The organism is Flavivirga aquatica, from assembly GCF_001747085.1.
Lineage (GTDB): Bacteria > Bacteroidota > Bacteroidia > Flavobacteriales > Flavobacteriaceae > Algibacter_C > Algibacter_C aquatica.
The window spans coordinates 23,449-50,106 of record NZ_MDJD01000050.1 but is presented as its reverse complement, the minus strand read 5'-3'; the positions used below and the strand labels follow the sequence as shown (position 1 = coordinate 50,106).

The following is a 26,658-nucleotide window of genomic DNA, read 5'->3' as shown; positions in this document are numbered from 1 at the left end:
CCAAATATGTTTGTACATTGGCAATATGGATTTACACCTTGACTTGACTTGTTAAGAAGAGCCGTATGATGGGAGACTATCACGTACGGTTCTGTGAGAGGTTTAGGGGTGAGATTCCCCTTTACCTACTCGACTTTTATTATCATTCCTTTAAAAACTTACTTTTAATCAGATTTAGAAAAGCCGAGTTTCTTGCATCTGCATCACTAACCACAGAATCTAAATCCAGTACAAATACTCCAATAGGTAAAATAATATCGGGATTTTTCTGTATTGCGACTTTTGTTTCTCTGTAGTACATTTTTCCAGTAGAATAAAGTTCTTTGTATTCTCCTGTTAATGCTAACTCTAAGTCATCATTAAACTCTACTATACCATAAAACCAAATACGTTGTATTTTGTTCTCATAATATTTCATAAGTTTCCTAGCTCTTTTCTCTAATTGAGTAACAGCTTTCATATTTTCCTCTAAAGAGATTCCTCTCTTTTTTATCTCAACAATAACAACGTCAAACAGTCCTGTATCTTTAGGATTGTTCGAAAAAATCAGTGCTAAATCAGGTCTGTCATCATCTCTTTTCGATGTTTCTCCTTCTGTAATATATTCAACTACGTCTCCCATTTCTTTATCGCTCAAAATGGTTTCATAGGTCATATATTTGTCATCTAGTAACCAAGCATTATTACGATATAAATCGTTCGCAACATTGTCCTTATCAAATTGTTCTTTCATAGGAACAAATAAGTTGTGTAAATCTGCTTCGCTATTATCCTTATTTGATTTTTTTAATTTCTCAATTGTCAGTTGTCTAAATAATATATATTCCGTTAAAGCTCTAGAAGACAACTCTAATGATTTTTCATATTGTTCGTCACTTAAAGAACTAGCTTCTAACAATTCTTTTTGGGCTTTAAAGAACTCATCTTGAGCTTTCTTTAGCACATCATTTCTTGATATATAACCTATGTTTTTAGAGTCAAAATAACCACTTAAGTGAGGGTATTTAGAAACTAAATTATTTTTTGTCTCTACATTACGTTTTTTTATTTTAGGAATGTTTTTTTCTATAATTAAAGCAACTTCCTTTCGAAATATATTTTGAATTTCTTTTAATTCAGCAGACGAAATTGTAAGGTTTTGGCGGGCAGCGTCAACTTTGCCAGTAAAATAATCTGAATAAAGAAGAAAAACCATTTGATAGCCTAGAGGTATATTTTCTTCGGCAATAATATTTACTTTAACTGTCCGATTATCTACCGATATTGCCGCTATCAAAGATGAGTGTATAGGGTCTACTTCCTTAATAGAATAATAAAGGTCAAATTTATCAATAAGGTTAATTGAGCTATTGAGTTCTAAAGTTGTAAATTTTGGAATTTCTGAATTGTTAAGAGTAACTTCTTTTTTATGTCCATCTATAGTTGCATTAATTTTAATTAAAATCTGAACATTTTTTTTCTTTAACTGGAATAATCTCGAATAAAATTCTTCAAGAATTCTATTTTTTAAAATATCTGGTCTAACAAACTCACTTTTTGCTATTTTTTGAAGTGTATATCCAGTCATTTTAAATTTTGTACCTGACTCATTTTCAGAAATTTTGGCTACATTAGATATCTCTTCGTTAAATTCTTCAGAAAAATCAAATTCTCTTTTTTTGTTTTTTTCAAAATGGCTAACAACTTTTACTTTGTCGAAATAGCACAAATAAACAAGTCTACCTAATCCTTTATGTGAACTTTCTTCGACATCAAATAGATTTGAAAACTTTTTATATCGGTCATCAGTAAATCCATCTCCATTATCGGAAATCTCAATTTCTAAAGTTTGAGGTTGATTAAATGCTTTTGCAGTTATGTCTATAGTTATTTCTGTTGCATTAGCATCTAATGCATTAGCTATTGCCTCGAAATAAACCATTTCAAGTGAGGAGTTCCCAAAAAACATTTTTACTGCTTGACTTAACTTAACTTTCATTTTATCACTTCGTAAAAACTCTGATTAATTATTTTTATTAGAAACTAATAATTCTCTTACATCAATTCCAAGCACTTTTGCAATTTGAAATAAAGTCTCAACTCTTGGTTGCATTTCATTTCTACACCATTTAGAAATGGTAGTTCTATTCATTTCCAATTCATCTGCTAACCAATTATTGGTTTTTCCTTGTTCCGCTAAAACTGCTTTTATCCGATTATAAACTTCTTTGCTCATAAGAAATTATTATAGTTTAATGTCAAATGTAATGACTTCATTTTTAATGTTTTTAGCATTATTTTATGCTTTTTAGTATTCATTTGAATAATTTTAATATCTTTGTTATGCTTTTAAGGGTTCAAATAAACCCACAAAAGTTTTTTTTGAATATTAAAACACGTAGTTATGAGCAAAAGATATACCAAAGCTGATTTAGAGGAGATTGTATACAAGCAATTAGAAAATTTAAATGCAATGCACGATTTATTGGGAATTATGAAATTCCAAAATGATTTGATTCACAATATCAATCAGACGTTAAGAGAAGAAATCGGTCAATTCAAAAAGCAACAGGTAATGTATCCGACTAGAAGAAAAACAAAATCATAAATCAAATGCGATTGTGTTTTCCGTAATGGCATACAACGGTAAATATATGGCAAGTTGGGCAGGAAACAAGCGATTATTATCGGTTTAGCCACAAGCCAAATCTTTTTTATTTTGTTTTAATTTTCCTATTTGAATACCAAATCAAAAGATTTGGCGACTTTGCAAATAGACAATAACCTTTCGGTTAAACATTAATCGCCCAATTTGCTATATATAATGTTATGTTGCGTTTATTTTATTTTTAATTTCATTATAATATTCTGAACAGGCGAAAATGTAAAAAACAAAACAACTTGTTATAGTATTTATAATTTCTAATTCAGTCCAGTCATTTGCTGAATGTGTATCATTGTTTCTATAATAATATGAAGTTTGGATGTGCTTACCGAATTTATATTTCCGAGCACTTCTAAAGTCTTTGTATCTTTCTTTAGTAGGATCAAGCTTATCTAACTTTTCTATTACTTTGCCCAATCCTTTATTATTAGTAGTAATATAATTATAATCAACTTCATTTACTAAGAACAAGATTTTCTTGAATAAAGGATCTAAACAAGTTAAAAATTGCTTCAAGTAATTTAATTTATCTACACTATCCGAAGCTGTTAAGTAAAACTTGTTTAAATTCCCTAAAAGTCTTTGATCTAAACCATCAAATTCAGTTATATGTGTATTGAAAACTATCAGCTCATTGAATAACTCAATGCTTTCTCTTAAATCAAATGCATATGTAGGTGAAGTAGTTGGATCAGAAAAATAATTTCTTAAATCTCGATAAAGTTTCTCCTTAATTGACTGCCAATTAAATTCATCAATTGCTACATTAAAAACATCTTGTTGTTTTAATTTTATTACAATTCTGCTGCCATTCTTAGATTTAATGAAATATTCGGTTTGTTCAAATAATTTATAGAAAGAAACTTTAGTATATCTTTTGTCCAAGTGTTCTAAAGTTTTTATAATCTCAGAAGCCAAAGATTGGTTAGATTGCTTTTGATTTAAAAATTCTATAACCTTTAATCTTTGCTCTAATCTATGTTCTGGTTCGTGAGTAACTTCACGTTTTATTCTCTTCAAAAAGGCTAGACTAGAATACTTTTGTTTCCATTCAGCTAGAATCCAATTATCTGACTCAACTTTTAAACAATCTCTTCCAATTAATGTTCTTACAGCTCTTTCTTTAACTTTAGGGCGCTCTTTAATTACTTCTGCAAAAATTTCTTCATAGCTACTAGGCTTGTTTAGCTTATAAAGCGCTTTTTTAATTAAAATTTCAATTTTATCTGAATTTTTTCCCCAGATTTTTAATCCCCAATAACCTGTTTTTCCTAATGCAGTAAACCTTTTGTCAGGTGCAATTACTAAACTATGTCTATCATAAATTTTAGAAGTGTTAGAATGAACCAATCTCCGATTTATTTCAGATACTATGTTATCAATATACATAGTGTCGCCATTTTCAATTAATATGCGGAATGCTCTATCACTAGCACTTGATAAAAACTCAAACTTTACCTGATATAAATTGGTTTCTTCGTTCTGTATCATTTCAATTTCTGGCAGAACTTCAATTGCTTTTAGAATATGGTTATTTGTGAGAGTTTTATTCTTTTTTTTACAATTTATTATAACCTGCATTTCATTTAACGGTGTAATTGCATTTTTAAGAGTTTTAAGTACTAAATCGGCAGTTTTTAGAAACTTTTTCTTTTCAGATTTGTCAACAACTAAGATATCCGCTGTAGTAAAATAGGTTTCAACTTTACCACAAGCATTTATTGAAAACAAATCAATTACCAAATCAACAACTTCTACATTCTTATTGTTATAATTATAGTTTTCCGTTAAAAAGTCTATGAGTGTTTCTTTACTTAAAATTTTTTGACTTAAAATTTCTATTTTAAGATTTTTGTAATTTGAGCTAATTTCTTCTACACAATTACATCTTATTTCTTCATCTATTCCATTTGTAAGGAATGAATCTAATTTGTTTAGAGCTAATATTTTTAGCTGCCTTATCCGCTCGCTAGTTTTTTGATAATAACCTGATAGCTCATCTAATGTATACTTATCAGAGTTATTTAAACCATAATAATGATTTATAATCCCTTTTAATAAGTCATCACTATTTAGGTTTAAATAGTCACTTACTGTTTCATTTATTAACTCTATGAATGAATTAGGGTTTAAATTATTGAAGTCTAAAGGGATTAAATGTTGTTTAGTTTTCGATTCTTGTAACTGAACTAAATCGATAATATTTTTTTCAATATAGTCTTGATACTCCTCAAGTTTTGATACTACAGATTTTCCAATTCCTCTTTTTCTAGAAAATTCCTGAATATCAATTTCTTCTACTTGTTGAAGATTAGTAATCCCTAAGGAATCAAATTTTTTAAGTAGGATTGATGGAATTGTTTCAAGAATATGTTGAATTTTAATTTCCGATTTATCCATCTATAAGGTTTTTTGTCAAATGCAACATAACGTTTATGTATAAGGTTAGTGGCGTTGTTAAGTAACTAAGTAAGCAAACAAATACTTGCCAGAGGAAAATCCCGCTGGAATTTTCCAAGTAAGCTCTCACTAGCCATTAATTTTATACTTTGTTAGCTATAGTTATTTGTACATTAAATTCAGAATTCCTTTTTTCATTTCTATTTCAACATTTTGTCCTTTGTAATAGTTTTCAATAATATCAATTCTAGTATCAAAAATCAAATCAGTTTCTTTTTGCTTAATTGTTATTTTATGGTCTCCAATATCTTTTCCGCTACCTTTTCGGTCAATTTTTTCAATTATTGTTCCGCTAATAGTTACAGTTTCGAATTCTCCGAAAATTGAGTTTACGAATATTAATAAACAAGAAAAGAATCTTCTAATAATTAAAAAATAAAACACAGAAAATAGAGCTGTACCTTTAAAAAAATCAATTATATATTTTTGCCAATTTTTTTCTCCTTTTTTGATATTCCTGATTATGTCGTAGACAACTAAAATTCCAAAAATAGGAATAACAATAAAGTCAGAAATTTGTTTAGCTCTAATGTCTTCATAGAATTCAAATCTCAAAGGATAAAATATGATGTAGATTACCAAGCTTATTATCAGAATCAATATTAAAATAAATTTCGAAAGATAGTTCCAATTCATTCGTAAGTATGAGTTTTTCTAATTATAGCTAACGGTCTCGTATAACCGTCAGTTACGGGTTAATATGCGTTAATTTTCGGTTTAGCACAGGCTTTAGCAATTCCGAGTGGATTCGGACGTAGTCGAATCCGCCGTAATTGCGGTTATACATTGTTGTAAAACGTTTTTTTACCAGTCATCTTTTTCCGATTTCTTTTCGTTTAGAAAATCAGATATAATTTGGACTTGAGCGTTAAAATATTTCTCTAAATCTGTTTTGGTTTTCTCAAGTCTTAATTCGTCTTTTTTATTAAAAATTGGATAACCTTTCCAAATACTTCCTTTCCAATAAACATTTCGACCACCATTATCAGCAGTCATATCCAATTCAATTATTTCATAGCGAACTTTTCCGTCTTTAAATCTCAATTCGGTTGTATAAGTTGCACTTATGTCAAGTTTTACTCCGCTGTTATTTACTTTAGTTAATTGTCCAACATAAGTTTCAAATCGTAAGTATTCGTTTTCTGTTTTTCCTTTGATTACTTTTTCAGGATTCTTATATTTTTCATTAACGTACTTTATTGCGTTTTTATAAAGTTCGTCCGTTTTTTTATCAGACGCTTTTATTACTAAAAATCCGTTGTCGGTATTTGATTTATCTTTTAATCCGTTTGGCGTTATTTCAAATTCCTGTGCAAAACTAATACAGGTTAAAAATAAAAAACTCAATGTTAAAATTCTGTTCATAATGTTTCTCTAAATGTTTTACAACGGACTTGTGTATGAAACGTAGCGTGTAAAAAGACACTAACATTTCGGTTTAACACAGAGCCGAATTTTTATATTTTGTTTTTAATTTTTCATTTTTTAAATGCCAAATTAAAAATTTGGCGGACTTTCTAAATATACACAAACCTTTCGGTTAATCACTTATTAGCTATGTTTTATACACCGTGTTGGCAGTAGTATTTTATTATTCAACATCCGGAAGAAAATCGAGTTCTTTCGGATATTTATTAAATGACTGTACTTTCTTTTTTCCTTCGTCAAAGTATTTTTTAGAAACGTTTATTGCATCAAGTCCTTCCCATTCTTCTTTGATCATTTCTATTCGTTTTTTTAATTCCCATTCTTGAAATTCTGTAGTTAGGACAAATTCAATTCTATGGCGAAGTTTTTCATAACTACTTCCCGTATTTTTATGAGTTAACGCTTTTTCATTAGGTTTAGTAAAAGTTTGATAACCTGTCAGCATTGCAACGATAAATGATGCTATTGCAATAAAATATTTATGATGAAGAAATACAGGTAACAATTCAAGTGTTTCTGGTTCTATTTTAGGGAACTTAAATGAGAAAGCAATAATTGTTGAAATTGAAAATGCTAATATTCCAGTTAAATATCTTCTTTTTTCCCATTTTAAAGACTCAAAGCGATGAGCATATTCTAATTGATGAATTTTTCTCATCCAATCAAGAAGCATTTTTCTTTGTGATTCATTCATTCGAGTTAAGTTTTTGGTCAATAGTTTTAATCAGTTTTTTAGGGTCAATATGCATTTTCCGATTTATTTTAGAAGTTTGCATAGAATTTGGTCCTGTAACATTTGATTGAACTACGTTATTATTTTGAGTTGTAAACGAAAAGAAAGTTGCTGATAACCCATTTTCTCCTTGAGAAATTGATTTATGATATTTTCCTGCATTTATTTTATACGTCTCTCCGAAAAAATATTCCTCTCTTGAAGTTTTTGAAACCTCAATATTTTTGCCTGTATTTACAGCCATAGAAGTATGTTGGTTAACTTCGTTAAGTGTTTTGTTATATTCTATTTTAAATATTGCTGAATCGCTTTTTTCTGTGGTTTCATTAACCGAATATCTTTCATTAATTATTTTTCCGTCTATTATCCAACTTTGGGCTAAGAATGAGTGAGAGTGAATTGAAAATCTTTCACTAATGTTTGTGTCAATATATTCTAATAAACTATTTTCCCAAATATGAAGCCTTAAAAAATCGAAGTCGTTTATTTCCGAATCATATTTAAAAATAGGAATTGACAAGAAGCCTTGTGAACCTATAGATGAAATTGTGCATTCGCTTGGAATGTCAAGTATTGATTCCGATATCAACTTCCAAGCAGTTTTCAATTCAATTTTGGTGTTTTCATCTCTTGAAAATTGAATTAATCTTACTCCTTTGATTCTTTTGGCTACTGAAAGGAAGTAAATGTCATTTGTAGATTGAGCAAATTCTATTAGAGATTGTAAATTCAGATTATTGTTTGAATCAAATATTGTTTTTGGAAAATCAATTGCTTTTGGAAGTCTTTGTTGGATTTCTTTTGCATAGCATCTATTGATTGAATGAATCAAAGTTTCAAAATTGAATTTCTTCAATTCATAAACCGATAATTTTGTTTCGGTGTTATTTTCTTCTTTCAATATCTCGGTTTTTTATATTACTGCCAACAAAAATATATAGTTATTAACTATATATCTTCTATATGCGTGCTAAGATAATAAATCTTTAATCTCTGTAAAGGAATTTGTAGCAACATGTGTGTAGATTTCTGTAGTTTTAGTAGAATTATGACCTAATAACAGTTGTATATAACGAATATCGGTACCACTTTCAAGCAAATGTGTTGCAAAACTATGCCTCAACATGTGGGGTGTTACTCGTTTTTTAATCCCTGCATTTTTAGCAGATTTAACAACAATTTGTAATACACTAGAACTACTATATTTGTTATCAGAAATAGAGTTTTCAAATAAATATATTTTAGGCTTGTAAATTTTAAAATACGTTCTCAGGTCATTTAGAACACTTTTGTTAAGAACAGTATAACGATCCTTGTTCCCTTTAGCTTGCTCCACCCTTATAACCATTCTTTTACTATCAATATCTTTTAGTTTTAACTGTAAAAGCTCACTTCTACGTAAACCAGAAGAATATAAGAGACTCACAATACATTTGTGTTTTATATTGTTTGTATGATTGATTATTAAAATTATTTCTTCTTTAGATAATACTTTAGGCAATTTAGATTCTTTTCGAGGTCTTTCTATAGAATAGAACCTATTAGGCATCCCTAAAACCATTTCATAATAAAATTTTATGGCATTAATAGCCATATTAATATATGAATTTGATTTTTCCTCTTTAATTAGTTTTTGAAGATAGAGCCTAATGTCATTTTCATTTATACTAAATAATTCTCTGTCATTATAAAAATTAATAAATGTTTCAAAACTATGAACATAGTTTTTTACAGTGCTATTCGAGTATTTTTTTAACTCCAATTTTTGTAGATATTCTTCGGGGCATAATCTAAAATTTTGTTTATTAGATCGTTTTCTAAACCAGGAAACATCAATAGTGTCATTGTTACTATTCAATTTTTTATTTTGATAAAAATAATTGCAATTAACCCAAGCGACACCTCTAAATTTTTTAAAAATCAAATTAAGATTAGACTTGTTATTTATAATATATACCATATTAAACTCCTTACTCCATTTAGGATAAGGTAACTCTTTAATTAACGCTTGAATAACTTTATCAGAGTTAAATTGTAAACCAATACATTGTTTTTCTCTAATTAAAAGGTGTTTTAATGTAATATGTTTATTCAGCATCTTAGTGGTTTTCACGCAAGGTATTTATGTCTAATAAAATAGTCGTATATTAAACGAATATTATTCGTTTAATATACACTTAATATAGTTTATGATAATAAATACATGTTTAGCTTGTGAGAAAGAACTAAAAGGTAGGTCCGATAAGAAATTCTGCGACCTTTACTGTAAGAGTTCTTTCCATTATAAGAAGTCATTGGAAGAAGCACCTCGATTTTATAATAAAGTAAATAATCAATTAAAGTTAAACCGACGCATTTTAAAAAGTTATAATAAAGCAGGTAAGGCAACAGTAAGAGCAGAAACAATTTTAGACTTAGGTTTTAACCCAAACTTTTTTACACATTATTGGAAAAACAAAAAAGGAGATATTTATCTTTTTGTTTATGAATACGGGTTTTTAAAAAAACGTGAAAACAATAAAGAAAAATATGTACTTATAAAATGGCAAGAATATATGGATAAGTAAAACTAAATTTTATTTAACAGTTAAGATTCTTTAAATAAAGGTATTCATATCATAACCTTATCGATATACAGATAATTTATTAACCTTTAAATTTTAAAAATCATTAGCTATTCATTACTTTTACCGCAGATAAACTTTAGGGGTGTTTTTTTGTAGTAAAAACAAAAAAACTGAGAGTTACCCTTTGAACCTGAATGAGCTAGTACTTGCGTAGGGAAAAGTAGAAGTTTTAAGCTTCTTTTTGTTATGAATGTAGTAACGTATTACTTCGCGTACTACCTATCAGTTTTCAAACAGGAATTAACCTGCTAGAGTTATCGCAAAACATTTAAGAAATGAAAATTAGCGTTAACAATCAATCCAAAAGCATCTCCAAAAACAGTTCAGTTTCTCAGTTGTTAAAACAATTACAGCAGCCAGAAAACGGAATAGCTGTCGCTATTAATCAACAAATAGTTACTAAAACAGATTGGGAAAATAAAATTATTAATACTGGCGACGATATTCTAATTATTCAAGCAACCCAAGGCGGATAAAAAATACTAATAGACAACTTCGAACTTAACAAAATAAAAGTAGTACAACGTAAATAAGTCTTATAATGCCTTATACTTTGTGCTTAACACGTTCAAAAACATGAAAAACAAAGACACAGCACCAAAGGAAGGGCAAATAACAAGAAAACCATTTCCTAATTCAAAAAAGATTTATGTGCAAGGAAAAATTCACCCGCAAATAAAAGTAGCGATGCGTGAAATTTCTTTAAGCGATACCAAAGACTCTTTAACTGGAAAGTTAACACCAAACGAACCCGTAACAGTTTACGACACCTCAGGACCTTACACAGACCCAAGTAAAGACATTAATGTACATAATGGAATAGACCGCATTAGAGAACAATGGATTTTAGACCGTCAAGATGTAGAGCAATTAAACGGGTTTTCATCAAAATACTGTAACCAACGCTTAAACGATTCAAGTTTAGACCACATGCGTTTTGCACACCTAAAAAAACCATTACGCGCAAAAAAAGGACAAAACGTAACCCAATTACATTACGCAAAAAAAGGAATCATAACTCCAGAAATGGAATACATCGCCATTCGTGAAAACCAGCGAATAGACGAGATGACCGAAATAAGAAAACAGCACCCAGGAGAACATTTTGGTGCATCAATACCAGCCAAAATAACACCAGAATTTGTACGAGAAGAAGTAGCAAGAGGGCGTGCAGTAATACCATCAAATATAAATCACCCAGAAGCAGAACCTATGATATTAGGGCGTAATTTTCTAGTAAAAATAAACGCCAATATAGGGAACTCAGCAACCACATCATCAATCGAAGAAGAAGTAGAAAAAGCCGTATGGGCATGCCGTTGGGGAGCAGATAATATCATGGATTTATCAACAGGAGAAAACATTCATGAAACAAGAGAGTGGATAGTGCGTAACTCACCAGTACCAATAGGCACCGTGCCCATTTACCAAGCCCTAGAAAAAGTAAATGGCGTAGCCGAAGATTTAACATGGGAAATTTTCCGTGACACCTTAATCGAACAAGCCGAACAAGGCGTCGATTACTTTACCATTCACGCAGGCGTATTGCTACGTTACGTACCCATGACGGCAAAACGCGTAACAGGCATTGTATCTCGAGGCGGATCCATTATGGCAAAATGGTGTTTAGCACACCACAAAGAAAGTTTCCTATACACACATTTCGAAGAAATTTGCGAAATCTTAAAATCTTACGATGTAGCCTTCTCATTAGGAGACGGCTTACGCCCAGGATCTGTAGCCGATGCAAACGACGAAGCACAATTTGCAGAACTAGAAACCCTAGGCGAGCTAACACAAATAGCACGAAAGCACGAAGTACAATGCTTTATCGAAGGGCCAGGTCACGTGCCAATGCACATGATAAAAGAAAACATGGAAAAGCAAATTGAAGTTTGCGACGAAGCACCATTCTACACCCTAGGGCCATTAACCACAGACATCGCACCAGGTTACGACCACATAACCTCCGGAATAGGAGCAGCCATGATAGGTTGGTACGGCTGTGCCATGTTATGTTACGTAACCCCAAAAGAACACTTAGGGCTACCCAATAAGGAAGACGTACGTGTAGGCGTTGTAACCTATAAATTAGCAGCACATGCCGCAGATTTAGCAAAAGGACATCCAGGATCGCAACACAGAGATAATGCCCTAAGTATGGCACGATTCGAGTTCCGTTGGGAAGACCAATTTAATTTAGGATTAGACCCAGAACGTGCCCGCGAATATCACGACGAAACCCTACCAGCAGCAGGAGCCAAAATAGCACACTTCTGTTCCATGTGTGGGCCAAAATTCTGTTCCATGAAAATATCGCAAGAAGTACGCGATTTTGCAGCAGAAAACGACATAGTAGATAACGAAGTCATACAGAAAGGTATGGACGAAAAATCTAAAGAATTTAAAGAAAAAGGATCAGAAGTATACCTGTAGTATAGATATTTAGGAAGTTCCCACGCTTTTTTTAGTAAAAGCGTGGGCGGGCTTTCCGTTACAATCTTTTGCAGAAAAAGCAAAAGGATTTTCACTGCAATCCCTAACTCATTATCAGTCTAATTAACTTCTTAATAAAAGAAAATAATATAAGAAAGAATTAATTTATTAGATGTAATAATAAAGGATTGATTTGTTATTATGTGCCTGATTAAAAACCAATAATTTCAAGTGGTTTTTGAAGAATGAAAAAATAGCACTGAAAAGTTATTAAAACTCAAAAAAAGAATGATAGTAGTCATAGCACCAGAACAAGATATACCCAACGAAATAGAAATACTCAACCAACTATTTCAAGAAGGATTAGCGTACTATCATTTTAGAAAACCACATAAAAACTATCAAGAACATAGCGACTATTTAAATCAGATAGATAAAAAATATCACAACAGAATTGTAGTACATTATTTTCATGAATTGATAAATGTTTTCAATATAAAAGGCATTCATTTTCAAGAACAAAAAAGAATAGACCACATAGACAATCCAGGACAGTATTTTAAAGGGTTAAATATGTTTGGAAAAACCATTAGTTCGTCATTTCACGAACCAGAAGAGTTAAAAACCTGCGAATTCGAGTTCGATTATCATTTGCTAAGTCCCGTATTTTCATCAATATCCAAACAAGGCTACCAAGGGAGAGGTTTCGATGTAAATCATATAGACAAAAGAATTATAGGAATGGGTGGCGTTAACACTAAAAACCTATCAGAATTTAAAAAATTAGGATTTCAAGGTGTAGGCGTATTAGGAGGCATTTGGAATAGTAAAACACCCATTCAAGATTTTAAAAAAATGAATGATTATTTCATTAAAAACGCTATTTAAATGGAAGCACATAAATATATACTATCCATAGCAGGTTTCGATCCCTCATCGGGAGCAGGACTAACATCAGATATTAAAACCTTCCAAGCACATGGTTTATATGGTTTATCAGTATGTACCAGTGTTACAAATCAAAACGATATCAGTTTTAAAGACGCGCAATGGGTTGAAAAAGAATTCATTATAAAGCAAATAAAAACACTATTCGAAAGGTTTACAATTCCAGTAGCAAAAATTGGAATAGTAGAAAATTGGCAAGTAGTCTACGACGTATTATCATTATTAAAAACATTAAATCCAGATATTAAAATTGTTTTAGACCCCATTTTACAAGCCAGTGCAGGATTCAGTTTTCATTCGCAAGAATCACTATCTTATTTTGAAAAAGCATTAAAATTATGCGATATCATAACCCCAAATTACGATGAAATAAAAGCCCTGTTTCCTAAAAAAAATATAGAAGAAACTGTAGAATATATTTCAGAAAAAACAGATATTTACCTTAAAGGTGGGCATCGTCAAGATAAAAAAGGATGGGACGAACTATACCATAGCGGTATTGTACAAGTAAATATAGAACCAGAAGCAAAAACTATTTATCAAAAACACGGCAGCGGTTGTGTATTATCATCAGCTATAGCCAGTAATTTAGCATTAGAAATACCATTAGAAGACGCCTGTAAAAACGCCAAGTATTACACCGAAAGATTCTTAAACAGTCATAACTCGCTATTAGGAATACATAGTACTGGCATTAAGTAGTTATAGAATTTTAGAAGTTATGGTAGTTTAGAGGTGAAAAAGGAATCTAGAAATTAATAACAATTAATAAGTTAAAGAATATAAGTTAGTTACGAGATGGAGAGATCTAAGAGTTTTGAAAATTTAATGGTTTGGCAAAAAGGACATCAATTTGTTTTAGAAACTTATAAAATAACGAAACAGTTTCCAAAAGAGGAAATCTACGGATTAACCTCTCAATTTAGAAGAGCATCTGTTTCTATCACAGCAAATATAGCCGAAGGGTACAAAAGACTAAGTAATAAAGAGAAATTACGATTTTATAATATAGCATAAGCATCTTTAGAAGAATGTAGATAATTTTTTATCTAAAGACCTAACATACATTAAAGATAATACAGAACAAATGGAATTAATTAGAGAAGTTAGTAAAATGCTTAATGCATATTGTAGAAGCATACTTAATTCAATGAATTCTTAACTCCTAAAATTCTATAACTCCTAAAAATACTTTAACTACTATCATATGAATATTCCAAAACTACACTATATATCGCAAGGAGCAACACCACAAGACCATTTAGATAACATACAAAATGCCTGTGTATCTGGAGCAGAATTAGTGCAGTTACGCCTTAAAAACACACCCGAAGCCGTTATTTTAGAAACCGCTAAAAAAGCTAGAGAAATAACAGGGCATTACCAAACACGTCTTATTATTAACGACCATTATAAAATAGCTAAAACAGTAAAAGCAGACGGAGTACACTTAGGTAAAACAGATGCCTGTCCAAAAGAAGCAAAAGCATATTTAGGAAAATTTTATATGGTAGGAGGTACAGCAAATACCCTAGAAGATTGCGAAGCCTTAATCGCTAAAAAAGTAGACTATATAGGCTTAGGACCATTTAGGTTTACAACAACAAAAAACAATTTAAGCCCTATTCTGGGCACCCAAGGTTACATCGCAATTCTAGACGCCTTAAAAACAGAAACACCAATAATAGCTATAGGAGGCATAACATTAGAAGATGTACCCGAAATTGTAAAAACAGGAGTACACGGTATAGCCGTTTCAGGAGAAATCACTAAAGATTTTAACCGTATTACAAAATTCAATAAAAAATTAAAAGGCCCATCAACAAACGAGCAAGTTTGGAAAGCGCCAAAAAACAAATAGCAAAAAGGCTTAATAATTTATGAGTGATCAATTAACCATAGCAGATAAAACATTCAAGTCAAGACTCTTCACAGGAACTGGTAAATTTAACGATTCAGCAGTTATGAGAGATGCCATTATAGCATCAGAAAGTGAGTTGGTAACCGTAGCATTAAAACGTGTGGATGTTAATAATCAATCAGACGATATACTAACACATCTTCAAGAAAATCATATTAATTTATTACCCAATACATCAGGAGTAAGAACAGCAAAAGAAGCCGTTTTCGCAGCAGAATTGGCAAGAGAAGCCCTAAATACCAATTGGATTAAATTAGAAATTCATCCAGACCCAAAATATTTATTACCAGACCCAATAGAAACATTACAAGCAGCCGAAGAACTAGTAAAACTAGGTTTTATAGTTATGCCATATATTCATGCTGATCCCGTATTGTGTAAACGTTTAGAAGATGTAGGAACACAATGCGTTATGCCATTGGGAGCACCAATAGGAAGTAATAAAGGCTTAAAAACCTTAGAGTTTTTAGAAATAATAATAGACCAAAGTAATGTACCAGTTATAGTAGATGCAGGTATAGGAAGCCCATCGCATGCAGCACAAGCTATGGAACTAGGAGCAGATGCCGTATTAGTTAATACAGCCATAGCAGTTTCTCAACACCCAATAGATATGGGGAAAGCCTTTAAAATGGCAGTAGAAGCAGGCAGAATAGCATACAATGCAAAATTAGCCCCAGTAAAAAAACATGCAGAAGCCAGTAGTCCATTAACTAGTTTTTTGAATTAGAATAAACACATGAGTACATTTAAAGAGACATTTAATCAATACCATTGGGATGAAACCCTGTCCAGTATTTTAGGGAAAACAGAACAAGATGTATGGAATGCTTTGCGAGCAGAAAAAAGAAGTTTAGAAGATTTTAAAGCCTTAATCTCTCCAGCAGCAAGACCATATATTGAAGAGATGGCTCAAGAAAGTAGGCGACTTACAAAAAAACGATTCGGGAATACTATACAAATGTATTCCCCAATGTATTTAAGCAACGAGTGTCAAAATATATGTACCTATTGTGGCTTTAGTTTAACCAATAAAATTCCTAGAAGAACACTAACAGATGCCGAAATTTTAAAAGAAGTCGAGTACATAAAATCCAAAGGTTACGACCATATTTTATTAGTAACAGGAGAAGCAAATCAAACCGTAGGCGTAGAGTATATAAATAATGCTCTACAATTAATACGCTCGCATTTTGCAAATATTACCATAGAGGTACAACCACTAGATCAGCCAGAATACGAACAATTAATAGATAGCGGATTGTATGCTGTTTTAGTATACCAAGAAACCTATCATAGAGAAGAATATAAAAAACACCATCCCAAAGGAAAAAAATCGAATTTCGATTACCGATTAGAAACTCCAGACCGATTAGGAAAAGCAGGAGTACATAAAATAGGGCTAGGGGCATTATTTGGATTAGAAGACTGGAGAGCAGATAGTTTCTTTACCGCATTACATTTAAAATATTTGCAAAAGACCTATTGGAAAACAAAATATTCAATTTCCTTCCCAAGGCTACGCCCGCATTCAGGAGGTTTAGAGCCAAAAGTAGAAATGACAGATCCAGATTTGGTACAATTAATATGTGCTTACAGACTGTTAGATGAAGATGTTGAACTGTCTATCTCGACCAGAGAAAGTGAAGTATTTAGAAATAATATTGTTAATTTAGGAATAACCTCAATAAGCGCAGAATCTAAAACAAATCCAGGCGGGTACGCTGTAGAACCAGAATCATTAGAGCAGTTCGAAATATCAGACGAACGCTCTACAGAAGAAGTCGCAGCTATGTTAAAAAATCAAGGACTAGAAGTTGTTTGGAAAGATTGGGCTAATAACTGGCAGTAGAAAAAATATAATTATCCCCGTCATTACGAGAGAGGCACGACCGAAGTAATCTTTAAAAAAGAGGTTTCAACAGTTAAAAAGAAACTTTACAACAATACCCCATTAAAAACAAAATCGATAATCTGTCTTTCCAATTCAATAGGGTTTAAATTGCTTTTTCCATCATTAGTATACTTATCATAAAACCATCTAATAGACGATAAAATAACAGCCGTAGCAATTTCAATGTCCATAGCTTTAAAAATATGGTTATCAATACCTTCCTTAAGTAAATCGCCAAATTTTTGTTCATAAGTATCTCGTAATTCAACATATTGAGTATACTTAGGTTCTTTTAAATTTCGCCATTCGTTAACCATAAGAGCAACTTCATAAGGCCGTTGAGAAGCAATTTTTATATGAGCAGAGATAACCTGTTTCAATTTCTCATCTATTGGATAATTAGATCCCATGATGTTATTCATGGAGTCATGAAACTCATTAGAAGTTCTAAATAAGAAGCTTTCTAAGATCTCCTGTTTAGACTTTATATAGTTGTAACTGTTAGAAACATCAAAACCCAATCTATCAGCAATGTCTCTCATAGTTGTAGCTTTAAATCCCTTCTCGTGAATCAGTTTTAATGATTCTTGTAAAAATTCCTCTTTTTTTGTGCTGACCTTCATATACTTAGTTAAATCGTTACTATACCTAGCTTTTTGCCAAATAAATGGTATTGCAAATAAAAGAAAAAAAATGCTTTAAATAAAAGTTATTTGTTTTTTAATCAACAATTGTTTATGTTTGAATAAACAAATGTTTTAAGATTATGCCATTTTATCATAAATTAGGAGAAATTCCAAGAAAGAGACACACCATTTTTAGAAAGCCAAATGGGGATTTATATTACGAACAATTATTTGGAACCATAGGTTTCGATGGCATATCATCAAACCTATATCATGAGCATCGTCCAACCCAAGTAAAGGAAATAGTAAAGCAATATAGTGTAGCGCCTAAAGTTGCAAAAGCAAACAATTTAAAGTCCTATAAATTTACAGGTTTCGATGTGCCAGCAGAGAATGATTATTTAGATAGTAGAAAGATCATGCTAACTAATAGTGATTGCAATATTATTCTAGCAGCACCAAAAAAGTCATTACGTGATTACTTTTATAAAAACACAGATGCAGACGAAGTCCTTTTTATCCATAAAGGAACAGGAACACTTAGAACGCATATGGGTAACCTAACCTTTAGTTATGGCGACTATTTAGTAATCCCCAGAGGTATGATTTATCAAATAGATTTCGATACCGAAGACAATCGCTTATTCATTGTAGAATCTTATAGCCCCGTTTATACACCAAAACGCTATAGAAATTGGTTTGGGCAATTATTAGAACATTCACCATTTTGTGAACGTGATATTCGTAGACCAGACCAATTAGAAACTCATGATGAAAAAGGCGAGTTTCTTATGAAAATAAAAAAGCAGAACGATATTATAGAAGTCATTTATGCAACACATCCATTCGATGTAGTTGGTTACGATGGATTTAATTATCCGTATGCCTTTTCAATTCACGATTTCGAACCCATAACAGGGCGAATACATCAACCGCCACCAGTACATCAAACCTTTGAAACCAATGCCTTTGTAATTTGCAGTTTTGTGCCAAGGCTATACGATTATCATCCGGATAGTATTCCAGCACCTTACAATCATAGTAATATAGATAGCGATGAGGTATTGTATTATGTCGATGGTGATTTTATGAGTAGAAACGATGTTGATGCAGGGCATATTTCATTGCACCCAGCAGGGATTCCACATGGACCACATCCAGGAGCAGCAGAGCGTAGTATAGGAGAAACAAGAACAGAAGAATTAGCAGTTATGGTAGATACTTTTAAACCATTAAAAGTAACAGAAGAAGCCATGAAAATAGCAGATGAAACCTACCATACATCTTGGTTAGATTAATAATATAAATAATGAAGACAAATAAAGCAAGTTGGGTTACCATACCCGAAAATTCAGATTTTTCTATTCATAACATCCCGTTTGGAATTTTTTCAAACTCAGATGAAACTAAGCGTATAGGTATTGCTATAGGAGATCATATCTTAGACTTAAGCGTAGCAGCTAGTTTAGGTATTTTTAATCTTTTAAAGATAGATGAACATGTTTTTAAAAATGAGTTTTTAAATCCGTTTATAGATTTAGGAAAAAAGACAACGAATGATGTTAGGTTGATTATTCAAAATGAATTAATAAATGAGAATTCAGTCTTAAAAAAGCATGACAAAGCTTTTATTTTACAAAGCGAAGCTAAGATGCATTTACCTGTATTTATAAGAGACTATACCGATTTTTATTCAAGTATAGAGCATGCCACCAATGTAGGTAAAATGTTTAGAGATCCAGAAAATGCATTACTACCCAATTGGAAACATATTCCAGTAGGGTATCACGGTCGGGCATCTTCAATAATAACAAGTGGTCAAGATATTCATAGACCCATGGGGCAAACACTACCAATAGGAGAAGACAAGCCCGTTTACACCACATCAAAGCGTGTAGATTTTGAACTGGAAATGGCATACATTATAGGGAAAAGTACCAATTTAGGAGAAACCTTAAATACAAATAATGCCGAAGACTATATTTTTGGGAAAGTTGTTTTCAACGATTGGTCTGCCAGAGATGTACAAAAATGGGAATACATTCCATTAGGACCCTTTTTAGCAAAAAACTTTGCGTCTTCAATCTCACCTTGGGTAGTTACTATGGAAGCCCTAGAACCATTTAGAGTTCAAGGACCAGAGCAAGAACCAGACGTACTGTCCTATTTAGAATATTCAGGTAAAAAGAATTACGATATAAAATTAGAAGTAGCCTTACAACCCGAAAACGAAGCAGAAACTACCATAAGTCATTCCAACTTTAAATATATGTACTGGAATATGGCGCAACAACTAGCACACCATACTATGAATGGTTGCAATTTAAGTGTAGGAGATATGATGGGATCAGGAACTATAAGCGGAAAATCTCCAGACAGTTATGGCTCTATGTTAGAATTAGCATGGGCAGGACAAAAGCCAATAAAACTTAACGATGGCTCCGAGCGCAAGTTTATAAACGATAACGATACGGTTATTATGCGTGGCTATTGTGAAAATGACAATATACGTGTTGGGTTTGGAGAAGTAAGAACAAAACTATTACCAGCAAAAAACAATTAATAATGGCAATTAAAACGATAGATCCAAAAACGATTAAAACTTCAGAATTGCATCAAATTTTGCTTTCTGCAGTAGCACCGCGTCCTATTGCTTTAGCTAGTACGGTAGATGCGAATGGTCATGTTAATTTAAGCCCTTTTAGTTTTTTCAATGTATTTAGTGCAAATCCACCAATTTTAATTTTTTCACCAGCAAGACGCGGAAGAGACAATACCACTAAGCATACCTACGAAAATGTAAAAGCAGTAAGCGAAGTGGTTATAAATATAGTAAACCACAATATTGTAGAGCAAACCTCATTGTCCAGCACCGAGTACGATAAAGGTATTAATGAATTTGAAAAAGCAGGTTTTACAGCAATTCCTTCAGAAGTAGTAACACCACCAAGAGTAGCAGAATCACCTGTGTCTTTTGAGTGCACAGTTCAAGACGTTATAGAATTAGGAGATAAAGGTGGCGCAGGAAATTTGGTAATTTCTAAAGTAGAACGCATTCATATTCAAGAAAAATATTTGAATGATAAAGGAAGTTTAGATACTCAAAAATTGGATTTAGTAGCCCGTATGGGAGAAAGTTGGTATTGTAGAGCCAGTGGCAATGCGTTATTCGAAATACCTAAACCTATTTTTAATAAAGGGATTAGGTATCGATAATTTACCAAAGCATGTAATAGAAAGTAATATCCTTTCAGGAAATAACCTAGGAAGACTAGGTAATTTGGAACAAACTCCAGATCCATTACAAATTGAAAAGCATAAAAACACTAAAGTAATACAAGGAATCTTTCAAATGAAAGATAAAGAAGATATACAAAATGAGTTGCATAAGTATGCTAAAATCTTTATAGAAAATAACAAGCCAGAAATTGCTTTAGAAGTGCTGTTCTGCATGAATTAATTAAACGATGATTAATAAAAAAGTAAATAATATATCAGAAGCTTTAAAAGGCATAAAGAACAACATGACACTAATGTTAGGTGGTTTTGGATTTTCTGGTATACCAGAAAATGCAATAGCAGAATTAGTAACATTAGGTGTGTCTGGACTCACTTGTATTTCAAACAATGCTGGTGTAGACGATTTTGGTTTACTACTTCAGCAAAAACAAATCAAAAAAATGGTATCGTCTTATGTTGGTGAAAATGATGAGTTTGGGCGCCAGATGCTATCAGGAGAATTAGAAGTAGAACTCATTCCGCAAGGGACATTAGCAGAACGTTGTCGTGCAGCCCAAGCAGGATTTCCAGCAGTATATACCCCAGCGGGCTATGGTACCGAAGTGGCCCAAGGCAAAGAAACCCGTGAGTTTAATGGTAAAATGTATGTGCTAGAACATGCCTTTAAAGCCGATTTTTCCTTTGTAAAAGCATGGAAAGGCGATGAAGCAGGAAACTTAATTTTTAAAGGTACCGCTAGAAATTTTAATCCCAATATGTGTGGAGCAGCAAAAATAACAGTAGCTGAGGTAGAAGAATTGGTATCACTGGGAACATTAGACCCCAACCAGATTCACATCCCAGGCATATTTGTACAACGCATTTTTCAAGGAGACACCTATGAAAAACGTATTGAACAGAGAACGGTAAGGGTAAAAGATTAAAAAATAGAAGTTATCAAAACTTTTAGACACTTAAAACTTAAAAGATGTTAGACAAAACAGGCATAGCAAAACGAATAGCAAAAGAAGTACAAGATGGCTACTATGTTAACTTAGGTATAGGTATTCCCACTTTAGTAGCCAACTACGTGCGTAACGATATAGAAGTAGAGTTTCAAAGTGAAAATGGAGTTTTAGGCATGGGGCCTTTTCCGTTTGAAGGCGAAGAAGATGCCGATGTGATTAATGCAGGCAAACAAACGATAACTACATTACCAGGAGCCAGTTTTTTCGATTCAGCGATGAGCTTTTCGATGATACGAGGCCAACATGTAGACTTAACCATACTAGGTGCTATGGAAGTAGCCGAAAATGGCGATATCGCAAACTGGAAGATCCCAGGTAAGATGGTAAAGGGCATGGGAGGTGCTATGGATTTAGTAGCCAGTGCAGAAAATATCATTGTAGCGATGATGCATACCAACAAACGGGGCGAATCTAAACTATTAAAACGCTGCTCGTTACCACTAACAGGTGTTGGATGTGTAAAGAAAATAGTAACCAATATGGCAGTGTTAGAAGTCACAGAAAACGGATTTAAACTATTAGAACGAGCACCAGACGTTTCAGTAGAAACCATAAAAGAAGCCACAGAAGGCAATCTAATCATTGAAGGAGAGATACCTAAAATGCATATATAATAATTGAACATAAAAAATTAAAACAATGGCAAAAGAATTTGCATCAAAAGCTGATTTAGGAGAAAAAGTAATCTCTTTTGTAGAACTAGGAAAAGGGTGCTACGGATATACAGCAGAAGGAGACCCCAATAGTGGTGTTATAATTGGAGACGATTACGTAATGGTTATCGAAGCACAAGCAACACCACGAATGGCAAAAGATGTTATCGCTAAAATACGTAGCGTAACAGATAAGCCTATTAAATATTTAGTACTTACACACTATCATGCCGTAAGAGTTTTAGGAGCTAGTGAGTATGGTGTAGACGAAATTATCATGTCTCAAAAAACCAATGAAATGGTTGAAGAACGTGGTGCTCAAGATTGGCAAAGTGAGTTTGAACGCTTTCCAAGGTTATTTAGAGGTCATGAAAGTATTCCAGGGTTAACACACCCTACCATGATTTTTGAAGATAAACTTACAGTAGATCTAGGAAACAAAAAAGTAGAAATCATGCATGTAGGCGAAGGGCATACCCGAGGTGATAGTATCGTTTGGGTACCAGACGAAAAAGTCATGTTTGCAGGCGATTTAGTAGAGTATGGAGCAACACCTTATTGTGGCGATGCACAACTTAAAAACTGGCCATTAACACTTCAAAAATTGAGTGATTTTAAACCAAAAGCATTAGTGCCTGGTCGTGGAGAAGCCTTAAAGAATGAAGTAGAATGTCAAGAAGCCATACAAATGACTTCAGAATACGTAACCATGCTATATCAAGAAGCTTTATTAAGTGTTACCAGAGGAGAAACTTTAAAACAATGCTATGATGCATTAATGAAAAATATGACACCTCGTTTTGGGGAATGGGTCATTTTCGAACACTGTATGCCTTTCAATGTAACCCGAGCTTTTGATGAAGCCAGTGGAATTTCGCATCCAAGAATTTGGACAGACGAAAGAGATGTAGCCATGTGGAATGAGTTAAACTCATAAAACATAATCAACACCTACAAGATTTTAAAGAACCTTGTAGGTGTAAAAAAAGTAGACAAAAAACACCTATAAGGACTAGAACCTTGCAGGATTATAAACATTAAAACTATCAACTTATGAAATGGGTTATACCAAAAACGTACACGAATCCTATCTATCCGCTTAAACAGGTTTCAGATATGAATTCTAATACGCCAACAAAACACCAAGTTGCCATTATTGGAGCAGGTCCAGTTGGTTTAACAACAGCATTAGATTTAGCTAACCGAGGTATATCAAGCGTTGTTTTTAGCAAGGAAAACTCGGTAAGTGTTGGTAGTAGAGCTTTGTGTTTTTCAAAAAAATGTCTGGAAATAATACATAGAATAAATCCAGATGCCGTATCTAGAATGATTGATAAAGGTATTACCTGGAATTTAGGAAAAGTATTTTATAAAGATGATGAAGTTTATAAATTCAACTTATTACCAGAAGAAGGTCATAAAATACCAGCATTTATAAATCTACAACAATATTATTTTGAAGAATATCTAGCAGAGGAAGCTCATAATAATCCTTTAATAGATTTGCGTTGGCAAAGTAAAGCGAATTTTATAGCGCAAGATGAAGAGAAGGTAACACTTAAAATTGAAACCGAAGAAGGAAATTATAATATAGAAGCTGAATATTTATTGGCTTGCGATGGGGTACATAGTCCAACACGTAATACGATGAATCTTCCTTTTGAAGGTGAGTTGTTTGAGGAAAATTTCCTTATAGCAGATATAACTATGGAAAATGATTTTCCAACAGAACGTTGGTTTTGGTTCGATCCGCCATTTAATAAAGGCTATTCCGCATTATTACATAAAGAACCAGATGGTGTATGGCGTATCGACTTGCAATTGGGTAGAGAAGGTATTGATAAGGCTAAAGAATTAGACCAAGAGCGCATTAAAGCTAGATTACGTAAAATGCTAGGGGATGATTGTAAGTTTGAATTAGAGTGGACCAGCATTTATAATTTTAGATGCATGCGTATGGATAGCTTGATTCATGATCGCGTACTTTTTGCAGGCGATAGCGCACATCAAGTCTCTCCATTTGGAGCAAGAGGGGCTAATGGAGGTGTGCAGGATTCTGATAATTTATCTTGGAAATTGGCATACGTGATAAAAGGATTAGCTCCAAAATCACTTTTAAACACTTACCAAGAAGAAAGAAGTCCAGCGGCAGACGAAAATATATATCATTCTTCTAATGCTACCGATTTTATTTCACCTAAATCTAAAATAAGTACGGTATTTAGAAACCAAACTTTAGATTTGGCGAAAGATCATTTATTCGCTCAAAAGTTGGTGAATAGTGGTAGACTATCAAATGCTTTTAAATATTTAGATTCTTCGCTAACATCTACAGATAATCCTTCTGATGATTGGCAGGCTGGTTTACAACCTGGGTATTCATTCAATGATGTTACATTAAAAAAGCATGGTAAAACAACACATCTTATTGACGAACTAGGAAATGATTTTACTTTAATAGTATATGGAGAAATACCAGTAGATGTAATAGACCTAACAGATATATTTAATGTGAAAATAGTTGTTATTTCAGATACACAAAATTATAGTGATTTAGTAGATAGTAATGAGCATTTTAAAAATAGATACGATGCACAAAAAGGAAGTTGGTATTTATTAAGACCAGACCATTACATTGCTTCAAGAGGAAAAGTATTAGATAACAAACGTATAAAAAAAGCAATTTTAAAAGCCACTAATAATTCTGAAGATTATTCAAAATCTAATATAAAAGATATGAATCCTCAACACCAAAAAGATGACATGTACAAAGCTTTAATAGAAGCACATGAAGGATTAACCGAAGAAGAAAGCCATAAGCTAAATGCTAAATTAATTTTGTTATTAATGGATAAAACTGAAGCTGTTAGTGAATGGAATACTATTATAAATTCAGCTAAAGCGATTAAAGAAAATAATGTATTAATAGAATCTTAAAACTAAGGTTATGGAATTTTCAATTAAACAAACTTTAACACAAGGTATTTTGGCATTATTACTTGTTATGGTAATGGCATTTACCATTGCAGCAATATTTACCCCAATAAATTATCAATGGGTAGTTTTCTTTTTTTTAGCAGCTACACCAGCTCAAATAATAATTGGTATTTTGTGGCAGAATGACCTGCCTTTTATTAAAGGTTTAGACCAAAAGCCTCAACCATTCAAAGGTGTTGTTCTTACGTTAATCTCGGCTCTTTTTGGATTTGCAATAGGTAGTTTAGCTATATTAATTTTAGCAAAAGGGAATTGGATACTTTCTCCACAATTATCTCATTACATGATTATAGCTATTATTGTAACCATTTGGCTTGCTGTAGTTGTGAATTTTTGGCCCTTTATTGGAAAAGTAAAAAATATCGCTGGTGTTGGTTTTTTTACTTTAATTCTAGCATATGTTTTAGCTTATTTAGTTTGGACTCTATTTTTTAATTATGAAAATGTAGCAGACCTAGCACCATGGTATCATGAGGTTTTAGACCCCAAAGGCATTTTTAATTTTGTGAGTGCTATTGTTTTTATAATTAGTTGTTGCCCAATTATATTATACTTGGCATTATTTGATAGTTGGATTTTAGACAGATGGACAGGAGGTAAACAACCATTTAAAGCCATAATAAATACAATATTAGTACTACTTATAACTTTTGTTTTTCAATATTTTTTTATAGATATACTAGAAATGGATATGATGGTGTATATGGTTTTAGTGCCTATATGCATGGTTTTTGGTGTATTTTTAGTAAACAATATGACTCAGTTTTTACTTTTTGAAAAAACACCTCAACCTCTTAAGGGATTATATAAAGTGATTATTGCCACTTCCATGGGGTTATTAATGTATGCTATATACTATAATTTATCACCGTATATAACAGGACAAGATTTAGTAGCTGGGAAAACAGGTAATTATCAGTTAGATTTATGGATTGCAGATACCATGTTAGGTATTTCTTTTCCACTAATTTTAGTAGTTACTGGCTTTTTAAATTTTTGGCTAATTAAGAAAAGATAAAAAAAATACGTATATTTATATATCCC

The 26,658-nt window shown here is 32.2% G+C and carries 28 protein-coding genes and 1 riboswitch; of the genes, 19 read left to right on the top strand and 9 right to left on the bottom strand.

Annotated features, from left to right (window positions below):
• Positions 1 to 142: 142 nt before the first annotated feature.
• Both A8C32_RS14335 and A8C32_RS14330 read right to left on the bottom strand, forming a co-directional pair.
• Positions 143 to 1,978: an ATP-binding protein gene (locus A8C32_RS14335; RefSeq protein ID WP_069831118.1), complete on the bottom strand. Its 1,836-nt coding sequence runs from the start codon at positions 1,976 to 1,978 to the stop codon at positions 143 to 145.
• A gap of 24 nt (positions 1,979 to 2,002) precedes the next feature.
• Positions 2,003 to 2,215 carry a helix-turn-helix transcriptional regulator gene (locus A8C32_RS14330; RefSeq protein ID WP_069831117.1) on the bottom strand — a complete coding sequence of 71 codons (213 nt, stop codon included), beginning with the start codon at positions 2,213 to 2,215 and terminating at the stop codon, positions 2,003 to 2,005.
• Positions 2,216 to 2,383: 168 nt separating this feature from the next.
• On the opposite strand from A8C32_RS14330, the gene A8C32_RS14325 reads away from it, so the two are divergent.
• A complete protein-coding gene (locus A8C32_RS14325; protein WP_069831116.1) occupies positions 2,384 to 2,587 on the top strand; it encodes a hypothetical protein in 204 nt (67 codons plus the stop codon).
• 219 nt (positions 2,588 to 2,806) lie between these two features.
• Here the strand turns inward: A8C32_RS14325 and A8C32_RS14320 are convergent, their stop codons facing one another.
• The 6 genes from A8C32_RS14320 to xerA form a co-directional block, all read right to left on the bottom strand.
• Positions 2,807 to 5,044: a hypothetical protein gene (locus A8C32_RS14320; protein WP_069831115.1), complete on the bottom strand. Its 2,238-nt coding sequence runs from the start codon at positions 5,042 to 5,044 to the stop codon at positions 2,807 to 2,809.
• A gap of 162 nt (positions 5,045 to 5,206) precedes the next feature.
• Positions 5,207 to 5,659, bottom strand: a complete 453-nt coding sequence (locus A8C32_RS14315; protein WP_069831114.1) for a hypothetical protein — start codon at positions 5,657 to 5,659, stop codon at positions 5,207 to 5,209.
• Between the two features lie 249 nt (positions 5,660 to 5,908).
• Positions 5,909 to 6,469 carry a DUF4468 domain-containing protein gene (locus tag A8C32_RS14310; protein ID WP_069831113.1) on the bottom strand — a complete coding sequence of 187 codons (561 nt, stop codon included), beginning with the start codon at positions 6,467 to 6,469 and terminating at the stop codon, positions 5,909 to 5,911.
• A gap of 226 nt (positions 6,470 to 6,695) precedes the next feature.
• A complete protein-coding gene (locus A8C32_RS14305) occupies positions 6,696 to 7,226 on the bottom strand; it encodes an SLATT domain-containing protein (RefSeq protein WP_069831112.1) in 531 nt (176 codons plus the stop codon).
• A complete protein-coding gene (locus tag A8C32_RS14300) occupies positions 7,219 to 8,166 on the bottom strand; it encodes a hypothetical protein (protein WP_083253365.1) in 948 nt (315 codons plus the stop codon). The genes A8C32_RS14305 and A8C32_RS14300 overlap by 8 nt, the downstream gene beginning before the upstream one ends.
• Positions 8,167 to 8,235: 69 nt before the next feature.
• On the bottom strand, positions 8,236 to 9,363 hold the full coding sequence (gene xerA, locus A8C32_RS14295) for a site-specific tyrosine recombinase/integron integrase (RefSeq protein ID WP_069831111.1): 1,128 nt from the start codon (positions 9,361 to 9,363) through the stop codon (positions 8,236 to 8,238).
• Positions 9,364 to 9,454: 91 nt separating this feature from the next.
• Between xerA and A8C32_RS14290 the strand changes: the two genes are divergently transcribed.
• The 9 genes from A8C32_RS14290 (at position 9,455) to thiH (ending at position 17,049) form a co-directional block, all read left to right on the top strand.
• Positions 9,455 to 9,832: a hypothetical protein gene (locus tag A8C32_RS14290; protein WP_069831110.1), complete on the top strand. Its 378-nt coding sequence runs from the start codon at positions 9,455 to 9,457 to the stop codon at positions 9,830 to 9,832.
• Positions 9,833 to 9,960: 128 nt separating this feature from the next.
• Positions 9,961 to 10,066: riboswitch (TPP riboswitch) on the top strand.
• 101 nt (positions 10,067 to 10,167) lie between these two features.
• On the top strand, positions 10,168 to 10,368 hold the full coding sequence (gene thiS / locus A8C32_RS14285; RefSeq protein ID WP_069831109.1) for a sulfur carrier protein ThiS: 201 nt from the start codon (positions 10,168 to 10,170) through the stop codon (positions 10,366 to 10,368).
• 100 nt (positions 10,369 to 10,468) lie between these two features.
• Positions 10,469 to 12,328 carry a phosphomethylpyrimidine synthase ThiC gene (gene thiC, locus A8C32_RS14280; protein WP_069831108.1) on the top strand — a complete coding sequence of 620 codons (1,860 nt, stop codon included), beginning with the start codon at positions 10,469 to 10,471 and terminating at the stop codon, positions 12,326 to 12,328.
• A 288-nt stretch (positions 12,329 to 12,616) separates the two neighbouring features.
• Positions 12,617 to 13,216: a thiamine phosphate synthase gene (locus A8C32_RS14275; RefSeq protein WP_069831107.1), complete on the top strand. Its 600-nt coding sequence runs from the start codon at positions 12,617 to 12,619 to the stop codon at positions 13,214 to 13,216.
• A complete protein-coding gene (locus tag A8C32_RS14270; RefSeq protein WP_069831106.1) occupies positions 13,217 to 13,978 on the top strand; it encodes a hydroxymethylpyrimidine/phosphomethylpyrimidine kinase in 762 nt (253 codons plus the stop codon).
• Between the two features lie 96 nt (positions 13,979 to 14,074).
• On the top strand, positions 14,075 to 14,293 hold the full coding sequence (locus A8C32_RS21135; protein ID WP_240491755.1) for a four helix bundle protein: 219 nt from the start codon (positions 14,075 to 14,077) through the stop codon (positions 14,291 to 14,293).
• Positions 14,294 to 14,483: 190 nt separating this feature from the next.
• Positions 14,484 to 15,137, top strand: a complete 654-nt coding sequence (gene thiE, locus A8C32_RS14260; RefSeq protein WP_069831105.1) for a thiamine phosphate synthase — start codon at positions 14,484 to 14,486, stop codon at positions 15,135 to 15,137.
• 19 nt (positions 15,138 to 15,156) lie between these two features.
• The gene (locus tag A8C32_RS14255; protein WP_069831104.1) at positions 15,157 to 15,927 is read left to right on the top strand and encodes a thiazole synthase; all 771 of its coding nucleotides are present in this window, start codon (positions 15,157 to 15,159) and stop codon (positions 15,925 to 15,927) included.
• Positions 15,928 to 15,936: 9 nt separating this feature from the next.
• Positions 15,937 to 17,049 carry a 2-iminoacetate synthase ThiH gene (thiH, locus tag A8C32_RS14250; protein WP_069831103.1) on the top strand — a complete coding sequence of 371 codons (1,113 nt, stop codon included), beginning with the start codon at positions 15,937 to 15,939 and terminating at the stop codon, positions 17,047 to 17,049.
• 86 nt (positions 17,050 to 17,135) lie between these two features.
• Here thiH and A8C32_RS14245 read toward each other — a convergent pair whose 3' ends face one another.
• Positions 17,136 to 17,714, bottom strand: a complete 579-nt coding sequence (locus tag A8C32_RS14245; protein WP_069831102.1) for a TetR/AcrR family transcriptional regulator — start codon at positions 17,712 to 17,714, stop codon at positions 17,136 to 17,138.
• 143 nt (positions 17,715 to 17,857) lie between these two features.
• On the opposite strand from A8C32_RS14245, the gene A8C32_RS14240 reads away from it, so the two are divergent.
• From A8C32_RS14240 to A8C32_RS14205, 9 genes are all read left to right on the top strand, one after another.
• Positions 17,858 to 19,015, top strand: a complete 1,158-nt coding sequence (locus tag A8C32_RS14240) for a homogentisate 1,2-dioxygenase (protein ID WP_069831101.1) — start codon at positions 17,858 to 17,860, stop codon at positions 19,013 to 19,015.
• An 11-nt stretch (positions 19,016 to 19,026) separates the two neighbouring features.
• On the top strand, positions 19,027 to 20,280 hold the full coding sequence (gene fahA, locus A8C32_RS14235) for a fumarylacetoacetase (RefSeq protein ID WP_069831100.1): 1,254 nt from the start codon (positions 19,027 to 19,029) through the stop codon (positions 20,278 to 20,280).
• 2 nt (positions 20,281 to 20,282) lie between these two features.
• Positions 20,283 to 20,933: a flavin reductase family protein gene (locus A8C32_RS14230; protein WP_349267251.1), complete on the top strand. Its 651-nt coding sequence runs from the start codon at positions 20,283 to 20,285 to the stop codon at positions 20,931 to 20,933.
• Positions 20,878 to 21,177, top strand: coding sequence for a hypothetical protein (locus A8C32_RS21390; RefSeq protein WP_349267250.1), 300 nt, complete (start codon positions 20,878 to 20,880; stop codon positions 21,175 to 21,177). Before A8C32_RS14230 ends, A8C32_RS21390 begins: the two co-directional genes overlap by 56 nt.
• Before the next feature lie 7 nt (positions 21,178 to 21,184).
• Positions 21,185 to 21,880: a CoA transferase subunit A gene (locus A8C32_RS14225; protein ID WP_069831099.1), complete on the top strand. Its 696-nt coding sequence runs from the start codon at positions 21,185 to 21,187 to the stop codon at positions 21,878 to 21,880.
• Between the two features lie 44 nt (positions 21,881 to 21,924).
• Positions 21,925 to 22,578: a CoA transferase subunit B gene (locus A8C32_RS14220; protein ID WP_069831098.1), complete on the top strand. Its 654-nt coding sequence runs from the start codon at positions 21,925 to 21,927 to the stop codon at positions 22,576 to 22,578.
• Between the two features lie 25 nt (positions 22,579 to 22,603).
• On the top strand, positions 22,604 to 23,554 hold the full coding sequence (locus A8C32_RS14215) for an MBL fold metallo-hydrolase (RefSeq protein WP_069831097.1): 951 nt from the start codon (positions 22,604 to 22,606) through the stop codon (positions 23,552 to 23,554).
• A 116-nt stretch (positions 23,555 to 23,670) separates the two neighbouring features.
• Positions 23,671 to 25,554: an FAD-dependent monooxygenase gene (locus A8C32_RS14210; protein WP_069831096.1), complete on the top strand. Its 1,884-nt coding sequence runs from the start codon at positions 23,671 to 23,673 to the stop codon at positions 25,552 to 25,554.
• A 10-nt stretch (positions 25,555 to 25,564) separates the two neighbouring features.
• Positions 25,565 to 26,632 (top strand): hypothetical protein, encoded by a 1,068-nt coding sequence (locus A8C32_RS14205; RefSeq protein WP_069831095.1) that lies wholly within the window; start codon positions 25,565 to 25,567, stop codon positions 26,630 to 26,632.
• Positions 26,633 to 26,658: the final 26 nt, after the last annotated feature.